This is a genomic window from Marivita sp. GX14005, assembly GCF_023370775.1.
Taxonomy (GTDB): Bacteria; Pseudomonadota; Alphaproteobacteria; order Rhodobacterales; family Rhodobacteraceae; genus Marivita.
The window spans coordinates 965,481-984,928 of record NZ_JAMCCQ010000001.1 but is presented as its reverse complement, the minus strand read 5'-3'; the positions used below and the strand labels follow the sequence as shown (position 1 = coordinate 984,928).

18 protein-coding genes are annotated in these 19,448 nt (G+C 60.6%); 11 read left to right on the top strand and 7 right to left on the bottom strand.

Translation table 11 applies throughout. From position 1 onward, the window contains the following. The first annotated feature begins 3 nt into the window (after nucleotides 1–3). Genes mnmG through M3465_RS04940 form a run of 4 tightly spaced genes read left to right on the top strand, consistent with a single transcriptional unit; the run spans nucleotide 4 to nucleotide 4,197 of the window. The gene (gene mnmG / locus M3465_RS04955) at nucleotides 4–1,884 is read left to right on the top strand and encodes a tRNA uridine-5-carboxymethylaminomethyl(34) synthesis enzyme MnmG (RefSeq protein ID WP_249500590.1); all 1,881 of its coding nucleotides are present in this window, start codon (nucleotides 4–6) and stop codon (nucleotides 1,882–1,884) included. After that, nucleotides 1,884–2,477, top strand: a complete 594-nt coding sequence (rsmG, locus tag M3465_RS04950) for a 16S rRNA (guanine(527)-N(7))-methyltransferase RsmG (protein ID WP_249500589.1) — start codon at nucleotides 1,884–1,886, stop codon at nucleotides 2,475–2,477. Before mnmG ends, rsmG begins: the two co-directional genes overlap by 1 nt. Further along, nucleotides 2,470–3,282, top strand: coding sequence for a ParA family protein (locus tag M3465_RS04945; protein WP_249500588.1), 813 nt, complete (start codon nucleotides 2,470–2,472; stop codon nucleotides 3,280–3,282). The genes rsmG and M3465_RS04945 overlap by 8 nt, the downstream gene beginning before the upstream one ends. A 9-nt stretch (nucleotides 3,283–3,291) precedes the next feature. Further along, nucleotides 3,292–4,197: a ParB/RepB/Spo0J family partition protein gene (locus M3465_RS04940; RefSeq protein ID WP_249500587.1), complete on the top strand. Its 906-nt coding sequence runs from the start codon at nucleotides 3,292–3,294 to the stop codon at nucleotides 4,195–4,197. Nucleotide 4,198: 1 nt separating this feature from the next. On the opposite strand, the gene hemW is transcribed toward M3465_RS04940, so the two are convergent. Genes hemW through rph form a run of 3 tightly spaced genes read right to left on the bottom strand, consistent with a single transcriptional unit; the run spans nucleotide 4,199 to nucleotide 6,658 of the window. Continuing rightward, nucleotides 4,199–5,344: a radical SAM family heme chaperone HemW gene (hemW, locus tag M3465_RS04935; protein ID WP_502846098.1), complete on the bottom strand. Its 1,146-nt coding sequence runs from the start codon at nucleotides 5,342–5,344 to the stop codon at nucleotides 4,199–4,201. Beyond that, nucleotides 5,337–5,948: an RdgB/HAM1 family non-canonical purine NTP pyrophosphatase gene (gene rdgB / locus M3465_RS04930; RefSeq protein ID WP_249500585.1), complete on the bottom strand. Its 612-nt coding sequence runs from the start codon at nucleotides 5,946–5,948 to the stop codon at nucleotides 5,337–5,339. Before rdgB ends, hemW begins: the two co-directional genes overlap by 8 nt. After that, nucleotides 5,945–6,658 carry a ribonuclease PH gene (gene rph, locus M3465_RS04925; RefSeq protein WP_249500584.1) on the bottom strand — a complete coding sequence of 238 codons (714 nt, stop codon included), beginning with the start codon at nucleotides 6,656–6,658 and terminating at the stop codon, nucleotides 5,945–5,947. Before rph ends, rdgB begins: the two co-directional genes overlap by 4 nt. 98 nt (nucleotides 6,659–6,756) lie before the next feature. On the opposite strand from rph, the gene hrcA reads away from it, so the two are divergent. Next, nucleotides 6,757–7,827 (top strand): heat-inducible transcriptional repressor HrcA, encoded by a 1,071-nt coding sequence (gene hrcA, locus M3465_RS04920; RefSeq protein ID WP_249500583.1) that lies wholly within the window; start codon nucleotides 6,757–6,759, stop codon nucleotides 7,825–7,827. A gap of 4 nt (nucleotides 7,828–7,831) precedes the next feature. Beyond that, on the top strand, nucleotides 7,832–8,398 hold the full coding sequence (locus M3465_RS04915; protein WP_249500582.1) for a nucleotide exchange factor GrpE: 567 nt from the start codon (nucleotides 7,832–7,834) through the stop codon (nucleotides 8,396–8,398). On the opposite strand, the gene mutS is transcribed toward M3465_RS04915, so the two are convergent. After that, nucleotides 8,395–11,022 (bottom strand): DNA mismatch repair protein MutS, encoded by a 2,628-nt coding sequence (gene mutS, locus M3465_RS04910; RefSeq protein WP_249500865.1) that lies wholly within the window; start codon nucleotides 11,020–11,022, stop codon nucleotides 8,395–8,397. The genes M3465_RS04915 and mutS overlap by 4 nt on opposite strands. Nucleotides 11,023–11,136: 114 nt before the next feature. Here mutS and M3465_RS04905 point away from each other — a divergent pair, with 114 nt between their 5' ends. Together M3465_RS04905 and M3465_RS04900 are read left to right on the top strand one after the other, a co-directional pair. After that, a complete protein-coding gene (locus tag M3465_RS04905) occupies nucleotides 11,137–13,392 on the top strand; it encodes an NADP-dependent malic enzyme (RefSeq protein WP_249500581.1) in 2,256 nt (751 codons plus the stop codon). Nucleotides 13,393–13,396: 4 nt separating this feature from the next. Further along, nucleotides 13,397–14,272, top strand: coding sequence for a ribokinase (locus M3465_RS04900; protein WP_249500580.1), 876 nt, complete (start codon nucleotides 13,397–13,399; stop codon nucleotides 14,270–14,272). Here M3465_RS04900 and msrA read toward each other — a convergent pair. Beyond that, nucleotides 14,269–14,871 carry a peptide-methionine (S)-S-oxide reductase MsrA gene (msrA, locus tag M3465_RS04895; RefSeq protein WP_502846102.1) on the bottom strand — a complete coding sequence of 201 codons (603 nt, stop codon included), beginning with the start codon at nucleotides 14,869–14,871 and terminating at the stop codon, nucleotides 14,269–14,271. The genes M3465_RS04900 and msrA overlap by 4 nt on opposite strands. A gap of 213 nt (nucleotides 14,872–15,084) precedes the next feature. On the opposite strand from msrA, the gene M3465_RS04890 reads away from it, so the two are divergent. After that, nucleotides 15,085–15,816, top strand: a complete 732-nt coding sequence (locus M3465_RS04890; RefSeq protein ID WP_249500578.1) for a sulfotransferase-like domain-containing protein — start codon at nucleotides 15,085–15,087, stop codon at nucleotides 15,814–15,816. 4 nt (nucleotides 15,817–15,820) lie between these two features. Here M3465_RS04890 and M3465_RS04885 read toward each other — a convergent pair whose 3' ends face one another. Further along, nucleotides 15,821–17,044 (bottom strand): argininosuccinate synthase, encoded by a 1,224-nt coding sequence (locus M3465_RS04885; protein WP_249500577.1) that lies wholly within the window; start codon nucleotides 17,042–17,044, stop codon nucleotides 15,821–15,823. 99 nt (nucleotides 17,045–17,143) lie between these two features. Here M3465_RS04885 and M3465_RS04880 point away from each other — a divergent pair, with 99 nt between their 5' ends. After that, nucleotides 17,144–17,896, top strand: a complete 753-nt coding sequence (locus M3465_RS04880) for a hypothetical protein (RefSeq protein WP_249500576.1) — start codon at nucleotides 17,144–17,146, stop codon at nucleotides 17,894–17,896. Further along, nucleotides 17,889–19,115, top strand: a complete 1,227-nt coding sequence (gene ilvA / locus M3465_RS04875) for a threonine ammonia-lyase IlvA (protein ID WP_249500575.1) — start codon at nucleotides 17,889–17,891, stop codon at nucleotides 19,113–19,115. Before M3465_RS04880 ends, ilvA begins: the two co-directional genes overlap by 8 nt. Here ilvA and M3465_RS04870 read toward each other — a convergent pair. Beyond that, entirely contained in the window at nucleotides 19,112–19,417 is a 306-nt protein-coding gene (locus M3465_RS04870; RefSeq protein ID WP_249500574.1) for an Hpt domain-containing protein, read from the bottom strand. The genes ilvA and M3465_RS04870 overlap by 4 nt on opposite strands. Between the last annotated feature and the right edge of the window lie 31 nt (nucleotides 19,418–19,448).

Genomic DNA, 19,448 nt, shown 5'->3' with positions numbered 1-19,448 from the left:
GGAGTGTTTCACGTGAAACAATTTGACTTCGACGTGATCGTTGTGGGCGGTGGGCATGCCGGGTGCGAAGCGGTGCATGCTTCTGCCCGTCTTGGCGCCCGTACAGCTCTTGTAACCCTTTCCAAGAGCGGAATTGGCGTCATGTCATGCAATCCCGCGATTGGGGGGTTGGGTAAAGGGCATCTTGTCCGGGAAATCGACGCTCTCGATGGCGTTATGGGGCGTGTCGCGGATAAAGCGGGCATTCAGTTTCGCCTTCTAAATCGGAGAAAGGGCCCGGCCGTACAAGGACCCAGAGCGCAAGCAGATCGAAAAATCTACCAGTCCGAAATGCTGGCGGAAATCGAAGCGCTTCCCAACATCACCATCATCGAAGGCGAGGTAACTGACCTTTCTTTGGGAGATGACCGCGTGGAAGCGGTTGAACTCGACAACTGCAGAAGCCTCACCGCCAATGCCGTGGTCCTCACCACTGGAACATTCTTGCGCGGAGTTATCCATATCGGCGATCGCCAAATCGCTGGCGGTCGGATGGGAGAACGGCCTTCCACGTCTCTTGCTAATACCCTTGCCGCACTCGATCTTCCCCTTGGCCGATTGAAAACCGGCACCCCGCCGCGGTTGGACGGCCGGACCATCGATTGGAACGCACTGGACAAGCAGCCGGGCGATGAGATGCCGGCGCTCTTTTCCTTCATGTCTCACAAGCCGACGGGGCGTCAGGTGTCCTGCGCCATCACCCATACCAACGAGCGGACCCATGAGATCATACGCGAGAATCTGGGTCGATCGGCGATGTATAGTGGCCAAATCGGCGGTGCCGGCCCGCGATATTGCCCATCCATCGAAGACAAAGTCGTGCGTTTTGCCGATAAAAGCTCGCACCAGATCTTCCTCGAACCGGAGGGTCTGGACGATTTCACAGTTTACCCGAACGGCATTTCAACGTCGCTTCCAGAGGACGTCCAGATCGACTATGTGAGATCGATCAAGGGGCTGGAGAGCGCCGAAATATTGCAGCCTGGATATGCTATCGAGTACGACTATATCGATCCTCGTGCATTGAACCTCGACTTGTCATTGAAAATTAGGACGAATCTTTATCTTGCCGGGCAGATCAATGGAACGACCGGTTATGAGGAGGCTGCCGCTCAAGGTCTCGTCGCGGGGTTGAACGCGGCGTTGTGCTCGAAAAAGCGTGATCCGATCCATTTCAGTCGCGCAGGCAGCTATATCGGGGTAATGATCGACGACCTGATCACGCGCGGTGTGTCGGAGCCGTATCGCATGTTCACGTCGCGTGCGGAGTATCGGCTCTCGCTACGCGCAGATAATGCGGACCAAAGATTAACACCACTCGGCGTGGAAATCGGATGCGTCTCGCCGGAGCGCGAGGCGATGTTCACCGTTAAACTTGCCGCTTTGGAACAAGCCAAATCCGCTTTGGCGCAAACATCCTTCACGTCAAAGCAATTGATCGACGGTGGAGGTCCTGTCTCGAACGACGGTGCTCGTCGCAATGGGTTTGAAGCGTTGGCGATCGAGGGGGTTGATTGGACAGTTCTTTCGAAAGCAGACCCATCGCTCAGTGGGGTTCCCCAGGCAATACAAGATCAGCTTTCAAAGGAGGCACTTTACGCGAATTATGTTGCACGACAGGCGCGCGATATCGACATACTTCGACGGGATGAGGCTCAAGCCATACCTCTTGATTTTGACTATGGCGCATTGCACGGCCTTTCCAACGAACTCCGCGCCAAGTTGGCTGAGGCTAAACCCGCGAATATCGCACAGGCGAGCCGACTGGATGGGATGACGCCGTCTGCTCTCTTGCTTATTCTCATGAAAATAAAAAGCGACCAGAAAGAAAAGCGGCTGGCGTGATGGATGTTTCACGTGAAACACTCGACAGGCTGGAGGTTTACCATCATCTTCTTGATAAATGGTCGCGCAAAATCAACCTCGTGAGCCCATCAACGCTACAAAACGCCCGTTTACGGCATTTTAAGGATTCGCTGCAATTGTTGTCGGTAGAGAGCCCGCGCGGTAAGCGCTGGGTGGATATTGGATCGGGGGCGGGATTTCCAGGAGCTATCATCGCAATTGCGCGCGCAGGAGCGTCGGATGCGGGGAAGACTATTTTGGTCGAAAGCGACAAGCGTAAATCGGTGTTCCTTCGCACTGTTTCACGTGAAACAAACGCCGACTTCACCGTTTTGGCGGAACGTATTGAGTGCATCGAGCCGTTAGGAGCCGACATAATCAGCGCCCGCGCACTGGCACCCTTATCGAGGCTTTTCGACTACGCGGAGTCGCACTTGCAAAAGGGGGGAGTCATGATTTTTCCGAAGGGCGCGAATTGGCGCCAAGAGGTCGCAGATGCGGAGAAAACATGGCACTTTTCCTATGCGGCGCATCGGAGTATGACCGATGATGAGGCAGTGATTTTGAGGATCGAGGACCTATCCCGTGCATGATACGGCAGATCGCAGCAAGCCGAAGATAATTGCAGTCGCCAACCAGAAAGGCGGCGTGGGGAAAACCACGACAGCAATCAACTTGGCATCGGCGCTGGCCGAACTTGGAAGGCAGGTTCTTGTCGTGGACCTCGACCCGCAGGGAAACGCGTCCACCGGGTTGGGAATTATGCCTGAGGATCGAAAGGCCACCACCTATGATCTGCTCCTCGATGATTTTCCGTTGAATGACATTATCTGCCGGACTCAGAGCGCGGGGCTCTACCTGGTACCATCTACAACAGACCTTAGCTCTGCGGATATCGAGCTGATCTCGAACGAAAAGCGCAGCCATCTTTTGCATGACGCGCTTCGGCAGCCGGAAATGGAGCGCTTCGGTTTTGAATTCATCCTGATCGACTGTCCTCCATCCCTGAATCTGCTTACAGTCAATGCCATGGTGGCTGCGCATTCGATCATGGTTCCGCTTCAAAGCGAGTTCTTTGCGCTTGAAGGGCTGAGCCAGTTGATGCTGACCATTCGCGAAGTGAGACAATCGGCAAACCCCATTTTACGGATCGAGGGTGTCGTCCTGACGATGTATGACGCGCGCAACAACCTTTCGCAGCAGGTCGAGAGTGACGCGCGCGATAATCTTGGCGATTTGGTTTTCAATACTGTGATTCCCCGGAATGTGCGTGTCAGCGAGGCGCCATCTTTTGCAATGCCGGTTCTCAATTACGATACCGGTTCCAAGGGCGCCGCGGCCTACCGCGCGCTCGCACGGGAATTTCTCAGTAAACACCAGACGATGACAGCAGCATAGGATCGGCCGATGTCGGACAGGAAAGAACAGAGACGTGGGCTTGGGCGCGGGCTTTCGGCCTTGATGGCGGATATCGAGCCGGCGGGCGAGGCGGTTGTGAAGGATGCGCCGCGTCCGAACAGGACAGTGCCGATCGAGAAGCTGGTTCCCAACCCCGATCAGCCGCGCCGACAGTTTGACGCGGATGCGCTTGAGGACCTCAAGAATTCCATCCGCAGCAAGGGTGTCATTCAGCCGTTGATCGTTCGGCAGAAGGGAGATCCCGATAGCTATGAAATCGTTGCGGGTGAGCGGCGGTGGCGCGCAGCGCAGGCAGCGGGGTTGCACGAACTTCCGGTGGTCATCCGGGACCTGTCGGATGAGGACGTTCTCGAGATCGCGATCATTGAGAATATCCAGCGGGCGGATCTGAACGCCATCGAAGAAGCGGCCGGATATGAACAATTGATGACCAAGTTCGGCCATACACAGGAACAGCTTGCGAAAGCACTTGGCAAAAGCCGCAGCCATATCGCCAATCTCTTGCGGTTGCTCAACCTGCCGGACGTGGTCAAGAAAGCGGTTCAGGACGGGAAGTTGTCAGCCGGCCATGCGCGTGCGCTGGTGACCGCTCCGGATCCCGTATTGATGGCGGGAGATATCGTTCGGCGTGGGCTGTCGGTCCGGGAAACGGAGCGCTTGGTAAAAGCGGCACTGAATCCCGAGGGGGCGAAGGCGACAAAACCTAAGTCCAGTTCTGCTAAGACCGAAAAAGATGCCGATACAAAGGCGCTCGAAGCGGATTTGTCGGCGGCGCTTGGGATGAAGGTTTCGATCAACCATCGGCAGGGAGGGGACACCGGGACGGTGACGATTGCCTATGAGTCGCTGGAAGACCTGGATGCGCTTTGCATGGTGTTGAGCGCTACAGGGTAGGTCAGGCTTGCACGAGTTGCGTGATAAGGTGGTTCAAAAGTGGGCGACCGCGCGCGCTCGTGCCAATCTTTCCGGCACCTTGCCAAAGGTAGCCGTCGGCGATCAGCGCCTCCGCACGGTCGCGGTCGAGAATTTCCGTTATGTCATCAAGATATATACCTTCGGAAAGACGTAGCCCCATGATGAGGCGTTCTTCCGCTATATCTTGGCAGGACAGCAGATTCGCCGTCTTAATCGCGTCCCCTGAGCCGGCTCGTGCCAACCAGGTCTCGGGTTGCTTCCACGCCTCGGTTGCGTACCGCTTTCCGTTCAGTGTCAGGCGCCCATGTGCACCGGGGCCGATGCCCGCATAGTCACCGCCGCGCCAATAGAGCAGATTGTGCTTCGCTTCGGCGCCCGGGCGGGCGTGGTTGGATACTTCGTAACCGATCAAACCTGCCTCGCGGCAAAGCTCCTGCGTCAATTCATAGAGATCCGCGCCCAAATCATCGGACGGAAGCCCCTTGAGCCCGCCTTTCTGCGCACGATCCCAGAAAGCGGTGCCTTCCTCGATGCTCAACTGGTAGAGCGATAGATGATCGACGGCCATATCAAGCGCGCGGGTCAGCTCATCGCGCCAGTCGTCCAGCGTTTGATCCTGCCGGGCGTAGATGAGATCGAAACTGACGCGGTCGAAGTATTGGCGCGCGACGGTGAATGCGTGTTCCGCGTCCTCGACGCTGTGCAAACGACCGAGCCTGCGAAGATCCGGGTCGTTCAATGCCTGGACGCCGAGAGAAATGCGGTTGACGCCGGCCGATGCATATCCATCGAAGCGGCGTGCTTCGACCGAAGTGGGATTTGCCTCCAGCGTGATTTCGATGTCATTGGCAAAAGACCAGACGGAGCGCGCGGCGGAAAGCACGGCCTCAACGGTCTCGGGCTCCATCAGGCTGGGTGTGCCTCCGCCAAAAAAGATCGAGGACAGCACGCGCGGGCCGGTCTGTGCGCCGCAGCGCCGGATCTCGGCGGCGAGCGCATCGGCCCAAGCAGATTGATCGATGGAGGCGCGAACATGGCTGTTGAAATCGCAATAGGGGCATTTCGCGGCGCAGAAGGGCCAATGCACGTAAAGGCCAAAGCCCCGGCTTTGCCAAAGCTCAGGCAAAGCAGCCCGCGACAAGCTTTGCAAAGGCATCTGCGCGGTGGCTGATGCGGTTTTTCTCCCACCGGTCCATTTCGCCAAAAGTCATGTCATAGCCCTCGGGCTGGAAAACCGGATCATACCCGTGCCCCTGATCGCCGCGCCCCGGCCAGACGATCCGGCCCGGCATGGTTCCGGGGAACACCTCGTCATGCCCATCGGGCCAGGCGAGAACGAGGGTGCAGCAGAACCGCCCTGTCCAAGGGGGCGGCGTTCCGGTCGCGCGGATCTCGTCGTAGGCCTTCTGCATCGCCATGCCGAAATCACGCCCGGTCGGGGTTTCCGCCCAATCCGCGGTATAAACACCGGGCGCGCCGTCCAGCGCGTCGATCTCCAGCCCGCTGTCATCGGCGAGCGCGGGCAGGCTGGTTGCCTTGGCGGCGGCATGGGCCTTGATCCGGGCGTTTTCGATGAAGGTGGTTCCGTCCTCGACGGGTTCCGGCAGGTTCATTTCCGCCGCGCCGACAACGGAAACGTTGTAGTCCTTCAGAAGATCGGCGATTTCGTCGAGCTTTCCGCGATTGTGGGTCGCGACAAGCAGGCGGTCGCCTTCGAACTTGCGGGTCATTCGGCGGCCTTGATCTGCATGGCGACAAGCTCCTGAACGCCCTCATTCGCGAGATCGAGAAGCTCTGTCATCTGGTCGCGCGAGAAGGTTGCGCCTTCGGCGGACATCTGGACTTCAATCAGTTGGCCATCGCCGCGCATGATGAAGTTGCCGTCAACCCCGGCTTCGCTGTCCTCGGGGTAATCGAGATCGAGCACCGGCTGACCGGCATAGATACCGCAGCTGACCGCAGCAACGGGAGAGACCAGCGGATCGGTTTTCACATCTCCCGCCTTCATCAGCTTGTTCACCGCAAGGCGCAGCGCGACCCAGCCGCCAGTGATCGCGGCGCAGCGGGTGCCGCCATCGGCTTGGATCACGTCGCAATCGATGGAGATCTGACGCTCGCCTAGGGCGACGCGGTCGACCCCGGCGCGCAGGCTGCGGCCGATCAGGCGCTGGATCTCGATGGTACGGCCCTGCTGCTTGCCGGCCGAGCTTTCGCGGCGCATCCGTGTCGTGGTGGAGCGCGGCAGCATTCCGTATTCGGCTGTCACCCAACCAAGGCCCGAACCCTTGATGAAGGGCGGCACGCGGTCCTCGATGGAGGCGGTGCAGAGAACATGCGTGTCCCCCATACGGATCATGCACGATCCTTCCGCATGTTTGATGATCCCGGTTTCGATTGAAACCGCGCGCATTTCGCTTAACTTCCGTCCAGAGGGTCGCATGGGCATTTCCTTTGATTTCCGGCTGTGGATACAGTCAGGCCGGCTGGGTCCGCAACCCAATAGCCCGTGATGACACGGGCGTTGCACGAGGTGGTCGAGTGAGCGACGGATCGAAACTTCTGGACGAGTTGAACGACCGGTCCCGAGAGGTGTTCCGCAAGGTGGTCGAAGGCTACCTGTCAACCGGCGAGCCGGTGGGATCGCGCACGCTGACGCGTATCCTCGAGGAGAAGGTATCGGCGGCGACGATCCGGAACGTCATGCAGGATCTCGAATTCCTGGGCCTGCTCGACAGCCCACATGTCAGCGCGGGGCGCGTGCCCACGCAGATGGGACTGCGCATGTTCGTCGATGGGCTTTTGGAAATCCGCGATCTCGATCAGGCGGATCGCGAGAAGATCGACGCGACGATGGGCAGCAACAGCCAGGATGTTGGCAGTATTCTCGACCGCGTCGGATCGGCGCTGTCGGGGGTGACGCAGGGGGCGTCGCTGGTGCTGACGCCGAAGCATGAGGCAGCGATCAAGCATATCGAGTTCGTGCCCATCGGTGGAGACCAGGCGCTCGTCGTTCTGGTGTTTTCCGATGGCCATGTCGAGAATCGGCTTTTCACGCCGCCGCCGGGTCAGACGCCGAGTTCGATGCGTGAGGCTGCGAATTTCCTCAATGCTCTGGTCGAGGGCAAGACCCTGTCGGAGCTGCGTCGTTCCATCGCGGATGAGATCGCGGCGCGGCGGCGGGAGTTGAACGCGCTGGCGGCCGGGCTGGTGGAGCAGGGGCTCGCGATCTGGGACGAGAACGGTGACACGTCGGAGCGTCTGATTGTGCGCGGGCGTTCCAATCTGCTGGCGGAAGAGGCGCATGCCGAAGAGCTCGACCGAATTCGTGAGCTTTTCGATGATCTGGAACGCAAGCGCGATATCGCCGAGTTCCTGGAGCTGACCGAAGAGGGCGCGGGTGTGCGCATTTTTATCGGTTCGGAGAACAAACTTTTCTCACTTTCGGGTTCCTCTTTGGTTGTCTCTCCATATATGAACTCGGATCGGAAAATAATCGGCGCGGTTGGTGTCATCGGTCCGACACGTCTGAATTACGGGCGTATCGTGCCGATCGTGGACTACACCGCGCAGCTTGTCGGGAGGGTTCTCGGCGACCGCAACCAAGGGTGACGAGATGGCGGAAACGGATCACACAACGGATTTCCTCGATAGCCTGGCAGAGGCCGAGGCCGAGGAAAACGAGGCGCTGGAAGAAGAGATCGACGACGAGGCGGCTGAGATCGATGCGCTGCGTGCGGAGCGGGACGAGCTGAAGGATCGTTTCATGCGCGCGCTGGCGGATGCCGAGAACGTGCGCAAGCGGTCGGAGAAGGATCGGCGCGAGGCGCAGCAATATGGCGGCTCGCGTCTGGCGCGCGATCTGCTGCCGGTCTACGACAACCTGCAACGCGCCCTGGCCGCCATTCCCGAAGACCAGCGCGAATCGTCCAAGGCGCTGATCGAGGGGGTCGAATTGACCATGCGCGAATTGCTCAACGTGTTTTCCAAGCATGGCGTGCAGCTCATCAAGCCCGAGGTGGGCGAGAAGTTCGATCCGCAAAAGCACGAAGCGATGTTCGAAGCACCCGTGCCCGGCACCAAGGCCGGGGAGATCATTCAGGTCTCCGCCGAAGGGTTCATGCTGCATGATCGCCTTCTGCGCCCGGCGCAGGTTGGCGTAAGCTCGACGCCGGCGTCTTAATCGCCGGTTTCGACCAGCGATTTCAGCTTGTATAGAGCCTGAAGCGCCTGCATCGGGGTCATGTCATCGGGGTGCAGATCCTTGATCTGCGCCTCTAGTTCGCTGTCCTGTTTCGGAGCTGGCGCCGCTGTTTGCGCGACTGCGGAAAAGAGCGGTAGATCGTCGATCAGCGCCTTGGGGGCTGTCTTTTCGCGCTCTCCGGCTTCGAGCGCGTCCAGAACGGATCTTGCGCGAGTGATGACGGCGGGCGGCAACCCGGCCAGTTGCGCGACCTGAACGCCGTAGGACCGATCCGCAGCGCCGCTGCGCACTTCGTGCAGGAAGATCACCTCGCCTTCCCATTCGCGCACCGCAACGGTGGAATTGCTCACACCATCGAGCCTCGCTGCGAGGGAGGTGAGTTCGTGGTAATGCGTCGCGAAAAGCGCGCGGACCTTGTTGACCGATTGCAGATGCTCCAGCGTGGCCCAGGCAATGGACAGACCGTCATAAGTTGCGGTGCCGCGGCCGATCTCATCGAGGATCACCAGCGCGCGATCATCGGCCTGATTGAGGATCGCAGCGGTTTCCACCATCTCGACCATGAATGTGGAGCGCCCCCGCGCCAGATCGTCCGACGCGCCGACGCGGCTGAAGATCTGGCTGACGATGCCGATATGGGCCGATTGCGCCGGAACGTATGATCCGGCCTGTGCGAGCAGTGCAATCAGCGCGTTCTGGCGCAGGTAGGTGGATTTTCCGGCCATGTTCGGGCCGGTGAGGAGCGTGATGGCTGCTGCGTCGTCCTCGGCGGTCAGATCGCAGTCGTTCGCAATAAATGTTGCACCATTTTCCGCGCGCAAGGCGCGTTCGACGACAGGGTGACGCCCTGCCTCGATGGCGAAGGCGCGGCTTTTGTCGACCCTTGGCCGGGTCCAGTTCTGATCGGCGGCCAGATCGGCGAGCGAGGTGGCCAGATCGAGTTCGGCAAGCGCGGCGGAGAGGGCGCCCAGATTGGCCTGCTTCATCATAATCCCGTCTCGAAGCGCGGAATAGAGCCGCTTTTCGAGTTCGAGCGCTTCGGTTCCGGCACTCATGATCCGGCGTTCGAGTTCTGACAGCTCGACCGTGGTGAACCGGATCTGGTTGGCGGTGGTTTGCCGGTGGATGAAGGTTTCGTTGAGCGGCGGGGCCAGCATCTTTTGTGAATGGATGGCGGTGGTTTCGATGAAATAGCCCAGCACGTTGTTGTGCTTGATCTTGAGCGAGGACACGCCCGTTTGCTCTGCATAGCGCGATTGAAGTCCGGCGATGATGCCGCGCCCTTCGTCGCGCAGCTTGCGTGCTTCGTCGAGATCCGGGTCAAAGCCGGGCGCGATGAACCCTCCGTCGCGGGCGAGAAGCGGCGGATCAGCGACAAGTGCCTCATCGAGCCGGGCGAGAAGGTCGTCATGGCCGGTGAGATCAGCGGCGGCTCGGGCCAGGATGTCGGGCAGATCATGCGGCTCTAACACGGCGGAAATCGTCTTTGCCTGTGCAAGAGCGTTGCGGATTGCGGCCATGTCGCGTGGACCGCCGCGATCGAGACTGAGTCGGGACAGGGCGCGGTCGATATCGGGAACCGATTTCAGCGCATCGCGCATCTCACGGGCCGGGGAGGTTGTGTCGAGGCACCACGCAACCGCATCGTGACGTTGCGCGATACAGGGCAGGTCGCAAGAGGGCGCGGAGAGGCGTCGTTCCAACAGCCGCGCGCCGCCAGCGGTGGAAGTGCGGTCGATGACGGACAGCAGGGATCCGGCGCGCCCGCCATTTGGCCCATGCGTGATTTCCAGATTGCGCCGCGTGGCCGCGTCGATCTGCATTGCGGTGCCGATCTGTTCCTGTTGCGGCGGTCGCAAGAGCGGCAGACGGCCCTTTTGCGTCAGGTCCAGATAGTCGACAAGCGCACCGAGCGCCGACAGTTCGGGGCGCGAAAACTGGCCATAGGCATCGAGCGAGGCAACGCCGAATTGCTGCTTCAGCCGGGAGCGCGCGCCGGTTGAATCGAAGCTCGATTTGCCGAGGATCGTCGGTTCGATCCCGAGATCGAAGAGCGTGCCGCGCAGCTGTTCGTCCTGTCCATCGGCGACGAGGATCTCCGAAGGCGCCAGCCGTGCGAGTTCGGGGCCGATCCGCACCGCCGTGAGCGGCAGGACATGCAGCGCGCCGGTGGAAATATCGGTCCAGCCAAGCGCCCATTCGTCTCTGACACAGGCCAATGCGGCCAGATAATTGTGGCGTCGGGCTTCGAGCAGGCTGTCTTCGGTGAGAGTGCCGGGCGTGACAAGCCTCACCACATCGCGTTTCACGACAGATTTGGAGCCGCGTTTCTTGGCCTCGGCGGGGCTTTCCATCTGCTCGCAGACGGCAACGCGAAATCCCTTCCTGATGAGTGTCAGCAGGTAGCTTTCCGACGAATGGGCCGGCACACCGCACATGGGAATATCGTCACCGTCGTGCTTTCCGCGCTTCGTCAGCGCGATATCGAGCGCCTCGGACGCCGCGATCGCATCGTCGAAAAACAATTCGTAAAAATCGCCCATGCGGTAGAATAACAAAGCATCGGGATGCTGCGTTTTTATTTCCAGATATTGCGCCATCATGGGTGTGACGGCCGATTTATTCGCGTTCACAAGCTTCCCCTCGGTGCCTTGTCGTGACAATAAAGGGGGCCGCACGGCTCGAAAACCCGAATTTGACGAAAGAGACCCCGATACATGCCCAAACCGAAGTTCACCCGCGAAGAAGCGCTTGCCTTTCATTTCGAGCCGTCGCCCGGCAAGTGGGAGGTCAACGCCACCGTTCCGATGACGACGCAGCGCGATCTGTCGCTCGCCTATTCGCCCGGTGTCGCGGTGCCTTGCGAGGATATCGCCGAAAACCCGGAGCTGGCTTATGACTACACGAACAAGGGCAATCTGGTTGCGGTGATCTCCAACGGGACGGCGGTCTTGGGGCTGGGCAATCTGGGCGCGCTGGGATCGAAGCCGGTGATGGAGGGCAAGTCGGTGCTGTTCAAGCGGTTCGCGGATGTGAATTCCATCGATATCGAGCTGGACACCGAAGACCCCGATGCCTTCTGCAACGCCGTGCGGCTGATGGGGCCGACATTCGGCGGCATCAACCTTGAGGACATCAAGGCGCCAGAATGTTTCATTATCGAGCAGCGGCTCAAGGAAGAGATGGACATTCCGGTGTTTCACGACGACCAGCACGGCACGGCCGTGATCTGCGCGGCGGGGCTCATCAACGCGCTGCATCTGTCCGGCAAGAAGATCGAGGATGTGAAGATCGTGCTGAACGGGGCAGGCGCGGCCGGGATCGCCTGTATCGAGCTGCTCAAGCAGATGGGCGCGCGGCATGAAAACTGCATCGTCTGCGACACCAAGGGCGTGATCTATCAAGGCCGCACCGAGGGGATGAACCAGTGGAAATCGGCCCACGCCGTCAAGACGGAGGCGCGCAGCCTAGAAGAGGCGATGCTGGAAGCGGATGTGTTCCTCGGCGTCAGTGCCAAGGGCGCGGTGACGCAGGAGATGGTGCGGAACATGGCCGACAATCCGGTAATCTTTGCCATGGCGAACCCCGATCCCGAGATCACGCCGGAAGAGGCCCATGAGGTGCGCGTCGATGCCATCGTCGCGACGGGGCGGAGCGATTATCCCAACCAGGTGAACAACGTGCTGGGTTTTCCGTATCTCTTTCGCGGGGCGCTCGACATTCATGCGCGCGCGATCAATGACGAGATGAAGATCGCCTGCGCCGAGGCGCTCGCCGAACTGGCGCGGGAGGACGTGCCGGACGAGGTGGCGCTGGCCTATGGCAAGAATCTGAGTTTCGGGCGCGATTACATCATCCCCACGCCGTTCGATCCGCGCCTGATTCACCGTGTTCCCGCCGCCGTCGCGAAGGCCGGCATGGATACGGGCGTTGCGCGGCGGCCGATCATCGATCTTGCGGCCTATGAGGAATCGCTCAAGTCGCGCATGGATCCGACGGCCAGCATCCTGCGCGGGATCAACGCACGGGCACGCAAGGCCCAGGCGCGGGTGATCTTTGCCGAGGGGGACGATCCGCGCGTTTTGCGGGCCGCAGTGATGTATCAGCGCGGCGGGTTCGGCAAGGCGCTGGTCGTCGGGCGCGCCGATGATGTGAAGGCAAAGCTCGAAGCCTCCGGTCTTGGCGATGCGGTGCGCGAGCTTGAGGTGGTGAACGCCGCGAACACATCGCATCTCGAAGACTACAAGGAGTTTCTTTACGGCCGCCTGCAGCGCAAGGGTCTGGATCGGCAGGATGTTCATCGGCTTGCCGCGCGGGACAGGCATGTTTTCGGTGCGCTGATGCTCCAGCAAGGGCATGGTGACGCGCTCGTCACCGGGGCGACGCGGAAATCGGCGCATGTGCTGGAGCTTATCAACCATGTGTTCGATGCGGATGCCGCGCATGGTGCCGCTGGCGTGACCGCGCTGCTCTATGGCGGGCGGATCGTGCTGATTGCCGATACGCTCGTGCATGAATGGCCGAACGAGCATGACTTGGCCGATATCGCCGAACAAGCCGCGGGCGTCGCGCGGCTGATCGGACTGGAGCCGCGTGTGGCGTTCGTGTCCTTCTCGACCTTTGGCTATCCGGTCTCGGAGCGGGCGGAGAAGATGTATCTCGCGCCGCGCGTGCTGGATCAGCGGGGGGTGAATTTCGAATATGAAGGCGAAATGACCGTTGATGTCGCGCTCAACCCGAAGGCGCAGGCGCATTACCCGTTCCAGCGGTTGACCGGCCCGGCGAATATCCTGATCGTGCCGGCGCGCCATTCGGCCTCGATCTCGGTCAAGCTGATGCAGGAGATTGCCCATGCGACGGTGATCGGGCCGATCCTCACCGGCATCGACAAGTCGATTCAGGTCTGTTCGACCACCATGACGGCGAATGACATTCTCAACATGGCGGTTCTGGCCGCGTGCAAGGGGAACTGATCCGGTGGCGGTCTATAACCTCGGGTCGATCAATGTCGATCTGTTCTACCAAGTGCCGCATCTGCTTGCGCCTGGCGAGACACTGGCCGCGACCGAGCACCGCAGGGGGCTGGGCGGCAAGGGCGCAAATATGTCGGTCGCCATCGCGCGGGCAGCGGCGCGGGCGGTCCATATCGGTGCGGTTGGGGCCGATGGGCGCTGGGCGGTCGGACGAATGCTCGAATACGGGGTGGATACGCGCCAGATCCGCGAGATCGGCGAGGCGACGGGCCATGCCGTCATCATGGTGGATGCGCGCGGGGAAAACGCGATCCTGATCCACCCCGGTGCCAATCACGCCGTGTTAGAGCCGCATATTGCGGAGGCGCTGGCCGGAGCGGGAGAAGCGGACACCTTCCTTTTCCAGAACGAAACCTCGGCCCAGATCGAGGGCGCGGCGCTGGCGTCGGCCAAGGGGATGCGTGTGGTCTATGCCGCCGCGCCGTTCGATGCGGAAGCGGTCAAGGCGGTTCTGCCGATGCTCGACATGCTGGTGATGAACGCGGTCGAAGCACGGCAGTTGAGCGAGGCGATGGGGCTTGACCTCGCGGATTTGCCGGTGCGTGACGTTATCGTGACGCTTGGGGCGGACGGGTGCCGTTGGCTCAACACTGATCTGGGAACGGACCGAAACTTTCCCGCCATCCCTGTGACCCCGGTCGACACGACCGGGGCCGGGGATACGTTTACAGGGTTCCTTGTCGCCGCGCTCGATCGCGGTTTGCCGATGGAGCAGGCGATTTCGCTTGGTCAACAGGCCGGGGCGATCATGGTGACGCGGCACGGAACGGCCGATGTAATCCCCGATCTCAAGGATGTCGAGGATGCGCGGCTCGGTTAGTTGATGAAGGGCGCATCGCTGCCCCAAAGCTCTTCGATCCGCGCATCGCGCCCGCAACCGTCGCGGTAACGCTTATATGCTTTGGACTGCTTGATCGGGCCGAAGCGTGACAGGATCAGGTTATCCCCGAGATAATAGTCCTGATGATAATCCTCGGCTGTGTAGAAGGTTTGCGCATCGAGGATTGGCGTCACGATCTCCTGCCCGAGCTCTGCCTGAGCCTCGGCCTTTGCCGCCTCGGCAGCGGCGCGTTCCTCTGGGTTAGAGACGAAAATGGCGGTGGCATAACTTTGCCCGCGGTCGCAGAACTGGCCGCCCGGATCGGTCGGGTCGATGGAGCGGAAGAAAAGGTCATAGAGGGTTTTGCGATCCACGACATCGCTGTCATAGGTGATCTGGACCGCCTCGTAATGCCCGGTGCCGCCGCGGCTGACCTCTTTGTAGGTCGGGTTTTCCGTTGTCCCGCCGGTATAGCCGGAAACGGCTTCCTGAACGCCTTTGACGCTTTCGAAATCCGCTTCGACGCACCAGAAACAGCCGCCGGCGACGACGATATCGCGTGTCTCGCCCGCCTTGGCGGACTGGGATTGCAGCGCCATTCCGGCAAGAATGGCGAGTGACAAGAGAACGGGTCTAGTTCGGCGCAAGCGCATGGGGTGTCTCCTTTTCGGTTGTCTCCAGTTTGAGACAGGTTCTAGGGCGAACGCAATTTCCATGAGGCGGGTTCACTCGAAGGTGAGCGGGAGTTACCGCTTGTGCCGCCCGGCGCATGGGGTAGCGTGACTTCCAGGGCGTTCGGGAGGGGCCGCAACATGAAACTGGCGATGTGGTCGGGGCCGCGCAACCTGTCGACCGCGATGATGTATGCGTTTGCACAGCGGCGGGATTTCGACGTTTGGGATGAGCCGTTCTACGGGCCTTACCTGTGGATGACGGGGCTCGCCCATCCGATGCGCGAAGAGATCCTGCAAAGCCGCCCGGAGGATGCCGAAACCGTCGAACAGAGACTGATGTCACCGCAACCGGTTGGCCGGCATGTCTATCACAAGCATATGTGCCAGCACATGATCGACGGGATGCCGCGCGCGTTCATGGGCGAGTGCGTAAACGTGTTTCTGATCCGCCATCCCGCGCGGGTGACAGCCAGTTTCGCCAAGGGCTATCCGCAGGTGACGGCCGAGGATATCGGTTTTCGCCAGCAGGCGGAGTTATATGACGAGGCGATTGCGCTGGGTCAGCAGCCCATCGTCATCGACAGCGCCGATATCCGCCGCGATCCCGAAGCGATGTTGCGCGCGCTTTGCGATGCCGTCGGGCTGGGCTGGGATCCGGCGATGTTGAGCTGGCCTGCGGGGCCCAAACCCTATGACGGGGTCTGGGCGCCTGTGTGGTATCGCTCGCTTCATCGGACAACGGGCTTCGCCGGGCCGGAAGGGGATTTGCCCCCAATGTCAGGCCGGCTGAAGGATGTGGCGAATGAGGCGATGCCCTATTACGCCCGGATGAAGGAAAAGGCGCTGAAGGCGGAGAAACCCCCGCTCTAGAGCCTTATTTCAACCGACGATCCCGCGCGGCGAGCAGTTTCAGGCGCAGCGCGTTGAGCTGGATGAAGCCTTGCGCGTCCTTCTGATCGTAGGCGCCGGCGTCTTCCTCGAAGGTCACATGCGCTTCGGAATAAAGCGAGTGATCCGACCAGCGCGCGACCGTGTTGACCGAACCCTTGTAGAGCTTCACGCGGACGGTGCCGGTAACATGCTCCTGGCTCTTGTCGATCAGCGCTTGCAGCATCTCGCGCTCGGGCGAATACCAGAAGCCGTTATAGATCAGTTCCGCATAGCGCGGCATGATCGAATCCTTGAGGTGCCCCGCGCCGCTGTCGAGCGTGATCTGCTCGATCCCGCGATGCGCTTCGAGCAGGACAGTGCCGCCGGGGGTTTCGTAAATGCCGCGCGATTTCATCCCGACGAAACGGTTTTCCACCAGATCGAGCCGCCCGACCCCGTGCTTGCCGCCAAGTTCGTTCAGCTTTGTGAGGATCGTCGCCGGGCTCATCGCTTCGCCATTGATAGCGACCGCATCGCCCTTTTCGAAACTGATCTCGACCATCTCGGGCGTATCGGGCGCGTCTTCGGGATGGACCGTGCGCTGATAGACGTAATCGGGCGCTTCCTGCGCCGGGTCTTCCAGCACCTTGCCTTCGGACGAGGTGTGCAGAAGGTTCGCATCGACCGAGAACGGCGCTTCGCCGCGCTTGTCTTTGGCGATGGGGATCTGGTTCTTTTCGGCGAAATCGAGCAGCTTGGTGCGCGATGACAGGTCCCACTCGCGCCACGGCGCGATCACCTTGATATCGGGATTGAGCGCATAGGCAGCGAGCTCGAAGCGCACCTGATCGTTGCCCTTGCCGGTCGCGCCATGAGCGACGGCATCGGCGCCGGTTTCGGCTGCGATCTCGACCAGACGCTTGGAAATCAGCGGCCGCGCGATGGAGGTGCCAAGCAGGTAGACGCCTTCGTAGACCGCGTTGGCGCGGAACATCGGGAAGACGAAATCGCGCACGAATTCCTCGCGGATATCCTCGATATAGATGTTCTCCGGCGCGATCCCCAGAAGTTCGGCCTTCTTGCGCGCCGGCTCGAGTTCCTCGCCCTGGCCCAGATCGGCGGTGAAGGTCACGACCTCGCAGCCATACTCGGTTTGGAGCCATTTCAGGATGATGGAGGTATCGAGGCCACCGGAATAGGCCAGCACGACTTTCTTGGGCGCAGACATGGGTTTTCCTTTATCGGGTTTGCCGTGGCGATTACTTGTTTTTCAGGGTAGGGGCAAGAAGCGGACCGGCAGCGGCCGCGTGGCTAAAGGAGACATGCCGTGCTTGGTTGGCGAATCTTCCTACATTCGTTCAATTTGGTGATCGCCAATCTCGATCAGGCTCTGCGGCTGTCCTTGCTGCTCTATCTCGTGCAGAGCGCCTATACGCTTTACGCGTTCCTCAACCCGCCGGAGATGATCGCGGCAGAAGGCGATGCGCCGGCGGTGCCGGGCGGGGAGGATGTGACTGCGATTTTGCTACTTGGCACGTTCGCGATTGTCGCGAGTCTCTGGATCGCGGTGGCGTGGCATCGTTTCGCACTGTCTGGGGAGCGGGTGCAGGGTTGGCTGCCGCGGTTTCACGGTTCGGAGATCCTCGCCTATCTTGGGCGATCCCTGCTTATCGGGCTTCTGGTGGTGATCGGTATCCTGGCAGTGTCCATTCCGCTGGGCATCCTGTCCGCCGGGCTGCCGGGGCTGATCGGTCTCATGACGCTGGCGATCGTCGGTGCGGCGGCTTACCTTTTCTTTCGGCTGGGCGTGATGCTTCCCGCCGCGGCCATCGGGGCGGATCTTCGCCTTGCCGAGGCATGGGCCGCAACGCGCGGTCAAAGCGGGCCGATCCTTGTTCTGGCCCTGATCGTCGTCGGGGCGAGCGTGCTTATCCAGTTGCCGTCCTTTTTCAATGACGATCCTTCCTCGATCATTAATCTCGTCTATGCGCTGGTGATGAACTGGTTTGCCACCATGATCGGAATTTCGGTGCTGACGACGCTTTACGGGTATTTCATCGAAGGGCGGTCCATTGACTGATTTTGCCAAGGCGGCCCGCGACGCGACGCAAGCGATGCGAGAGGTGTTTCCGCCGACACCGCTCTTGCGCAACGCGCATCTGTCGGATCGCTACGGCGCCGAAGTGTATCTCAAGCGCGAGGATCTGTCGCCCGTGCGCAGCTACAAACTGCGCGGCGCGTTCAACGCGATGCGCAAGCGGCCCGACGCCGGGCTTTTCGTCTGTGCCAGCGCCGGGAACCATGCGCAGGGCGTTGCCTTCATGTGCCGTCATTTCGGGGTGAAGGGGGTGATCTTCATGCCGGTGACGACGCCGCAACAGAAAATCCAGAAAACCGAGATCTTCGGGGGCGATAGTGTCGAGATCCGCCTTGTCGGGGACTATTTCGACGATACGCTCGCCGCCGCGCAGGGGTTTTGCAAGGAAGCGGGCGGGCATTTCCTGTCACCCTTCGACGATGAGGACGTGATCGAGGGTCAGGCCAGCGTCGCGGTGGAACTGATCGAACAGCTGGGCGGCGCGCCGGATCACCTTGTCATTCCGGTCGGGGGTGGCGGGCTTTCGGCGGGGATGCTCAGCTACCTGGGGACCGACTGCCAATATACCTTCGTCGAGCCGAAAGGCGGTGCCTGTCTCCATGCCGCGCTTGAGGCCGGACGGCCGGTGAAGCTCGATCATGTGAACACCTTTGCCGACGGGGCCGCTGTCGGGCAGATCGGCCAGCGGACCTTTGCGCGACTCAAGGGTGTGGGGCTGGCTAATACGTTGACCATTCCGGAGGACCGGCTTTGCACGACGATGCTGGAAATGCTGAATGTCGAGGGGATCGTGCTGGAACCGGCTGGCGCGCTGTCGGTCGATGCGCTGCCCGATCTTGGCCAGGCGATCGCGGGGCGCAGGGTGGTCTGCATCACCTCGGGTGGCAATTTCGATTTTGAACGGCTGCCCGAAGTGAAGGAGCGTGCGCAGAAATTCCTTGGGCTGAAGAAGTATTTTATTCTCCGGATGCCGCAGCGGCCCGGCGCGCTCAAGGATTTCCTCGGGCTGCTTGGCCCCGATGACGATATCGCGCGGTTCGAATATCTCAAGAAATCGGCGCGCAATTACGGATCGGTCCTCATCGGGATCGAAACCCGCGAGGCCGGAAGTTTCGACAAGCTTTTTGCCAAGCTCGATGCTGGCGGGTTCACCTATCAGGATATCACTGACGATGATCTGCTCGCGCAATTCGTGATCTAGGCCGCGAATCGCTTTCCATATTCCGCTTCGAAACTTGCACGCGATGCGTGGTAAAGCGATTTGAGCGCCGCGATATCAGGTGCCTCACCGCTGCACATTTCGGACACTTCGTGAAAGCCCAGATTCAGGGCGGAACCCTTGAGGAAATGCAGCAATTCGCGCAGATGCGGGGGGTCGTGCAGGGCCGTATCGAGCCGCGAAAGCGTATCCTCCACCTCCATCAAGAACAGTTCCGCCACCTCGTCGAAATCATCGGCGCCGATTTCACTGCGCAGCTCGGCCACGCGCGTCCAGTCGATCATTTCAGCCTCCTTTTCGCAAAAGTGTGGCGCC

Coding starts and splice junctions, on each gene's coding strand:
- rsmG (WP_249500589.1), top strand. CDS start 1,884: ATGGATGTTTCACGTGAAACACTCGACAGGCTGGAGGTTTACCATCAT.
- M3465_RS04940 (WP_249500587.1), top strand. CDS start 3,292: ATGTCGGACAGGAAAGAACAGAGACGTGGGCTTGGGCGCGGGCTTTCG.
- rdgB (WP_249500585.1), bottom strand. CDS start 5,948: ATGACCCGCAAGTTCGAAGGCGACCGCCTGCTTGTCGCGACCCACAAT.
- rph (WP_249500584.1), bottom strand. CDS start 6,658: ATGCGACCCTCTGGACGGAAGTTAAGCGAAATGCGCGCGGTTTCAATC.
- M3465_RS04915 (WP_249500582.1), top strand. CDS start 7,832: ATGGCGGAAACGGATCACACAACGGATTTCCTCGATAGCCTGGCAGAG.
- mutS (WP_249500865.1), bottom strand. CDS start 11,022: ATGATGGCGCAATATCTGGAAATAAAAACGCAGCATCCCGATGCTTTG.
- M3465_RS04905 (WP_249500581.1), top strand. CDS start 11,137: ATGCCCAAACCGAAGTTCACCCGCGAAGAAGCGCTTGCCTTTCATTTC.
- msrA (WP_502846102.1), bottom strand. CDS start 14,871: ATGGCGCTGCAATCCCAGTCCGCCAAGGCGGGCGAGACACGCGATATC.
- M3465_RS04890 (WP_249500578.1), top strand. CDS start 15,085: ATGAAACTGGCGATGTGGTCGGGGCCGCGCAACCTGTCGACCGCGATG.
- M3465_RS04885 (WP_249500577.1), bottom strand. CDS start 17,044: ATGTCTGCGCCCAAGAAAGTCGTGCTGGCCTATTCCGGTGGCCTCGAT.
- M3465_RS04870 (WP_249500574.1), bottom strand. CDS start 19,417: ATGATCGACTGGACGCGCGTGGCCGAGCTGCGCAGTGAAATCGGCGCC.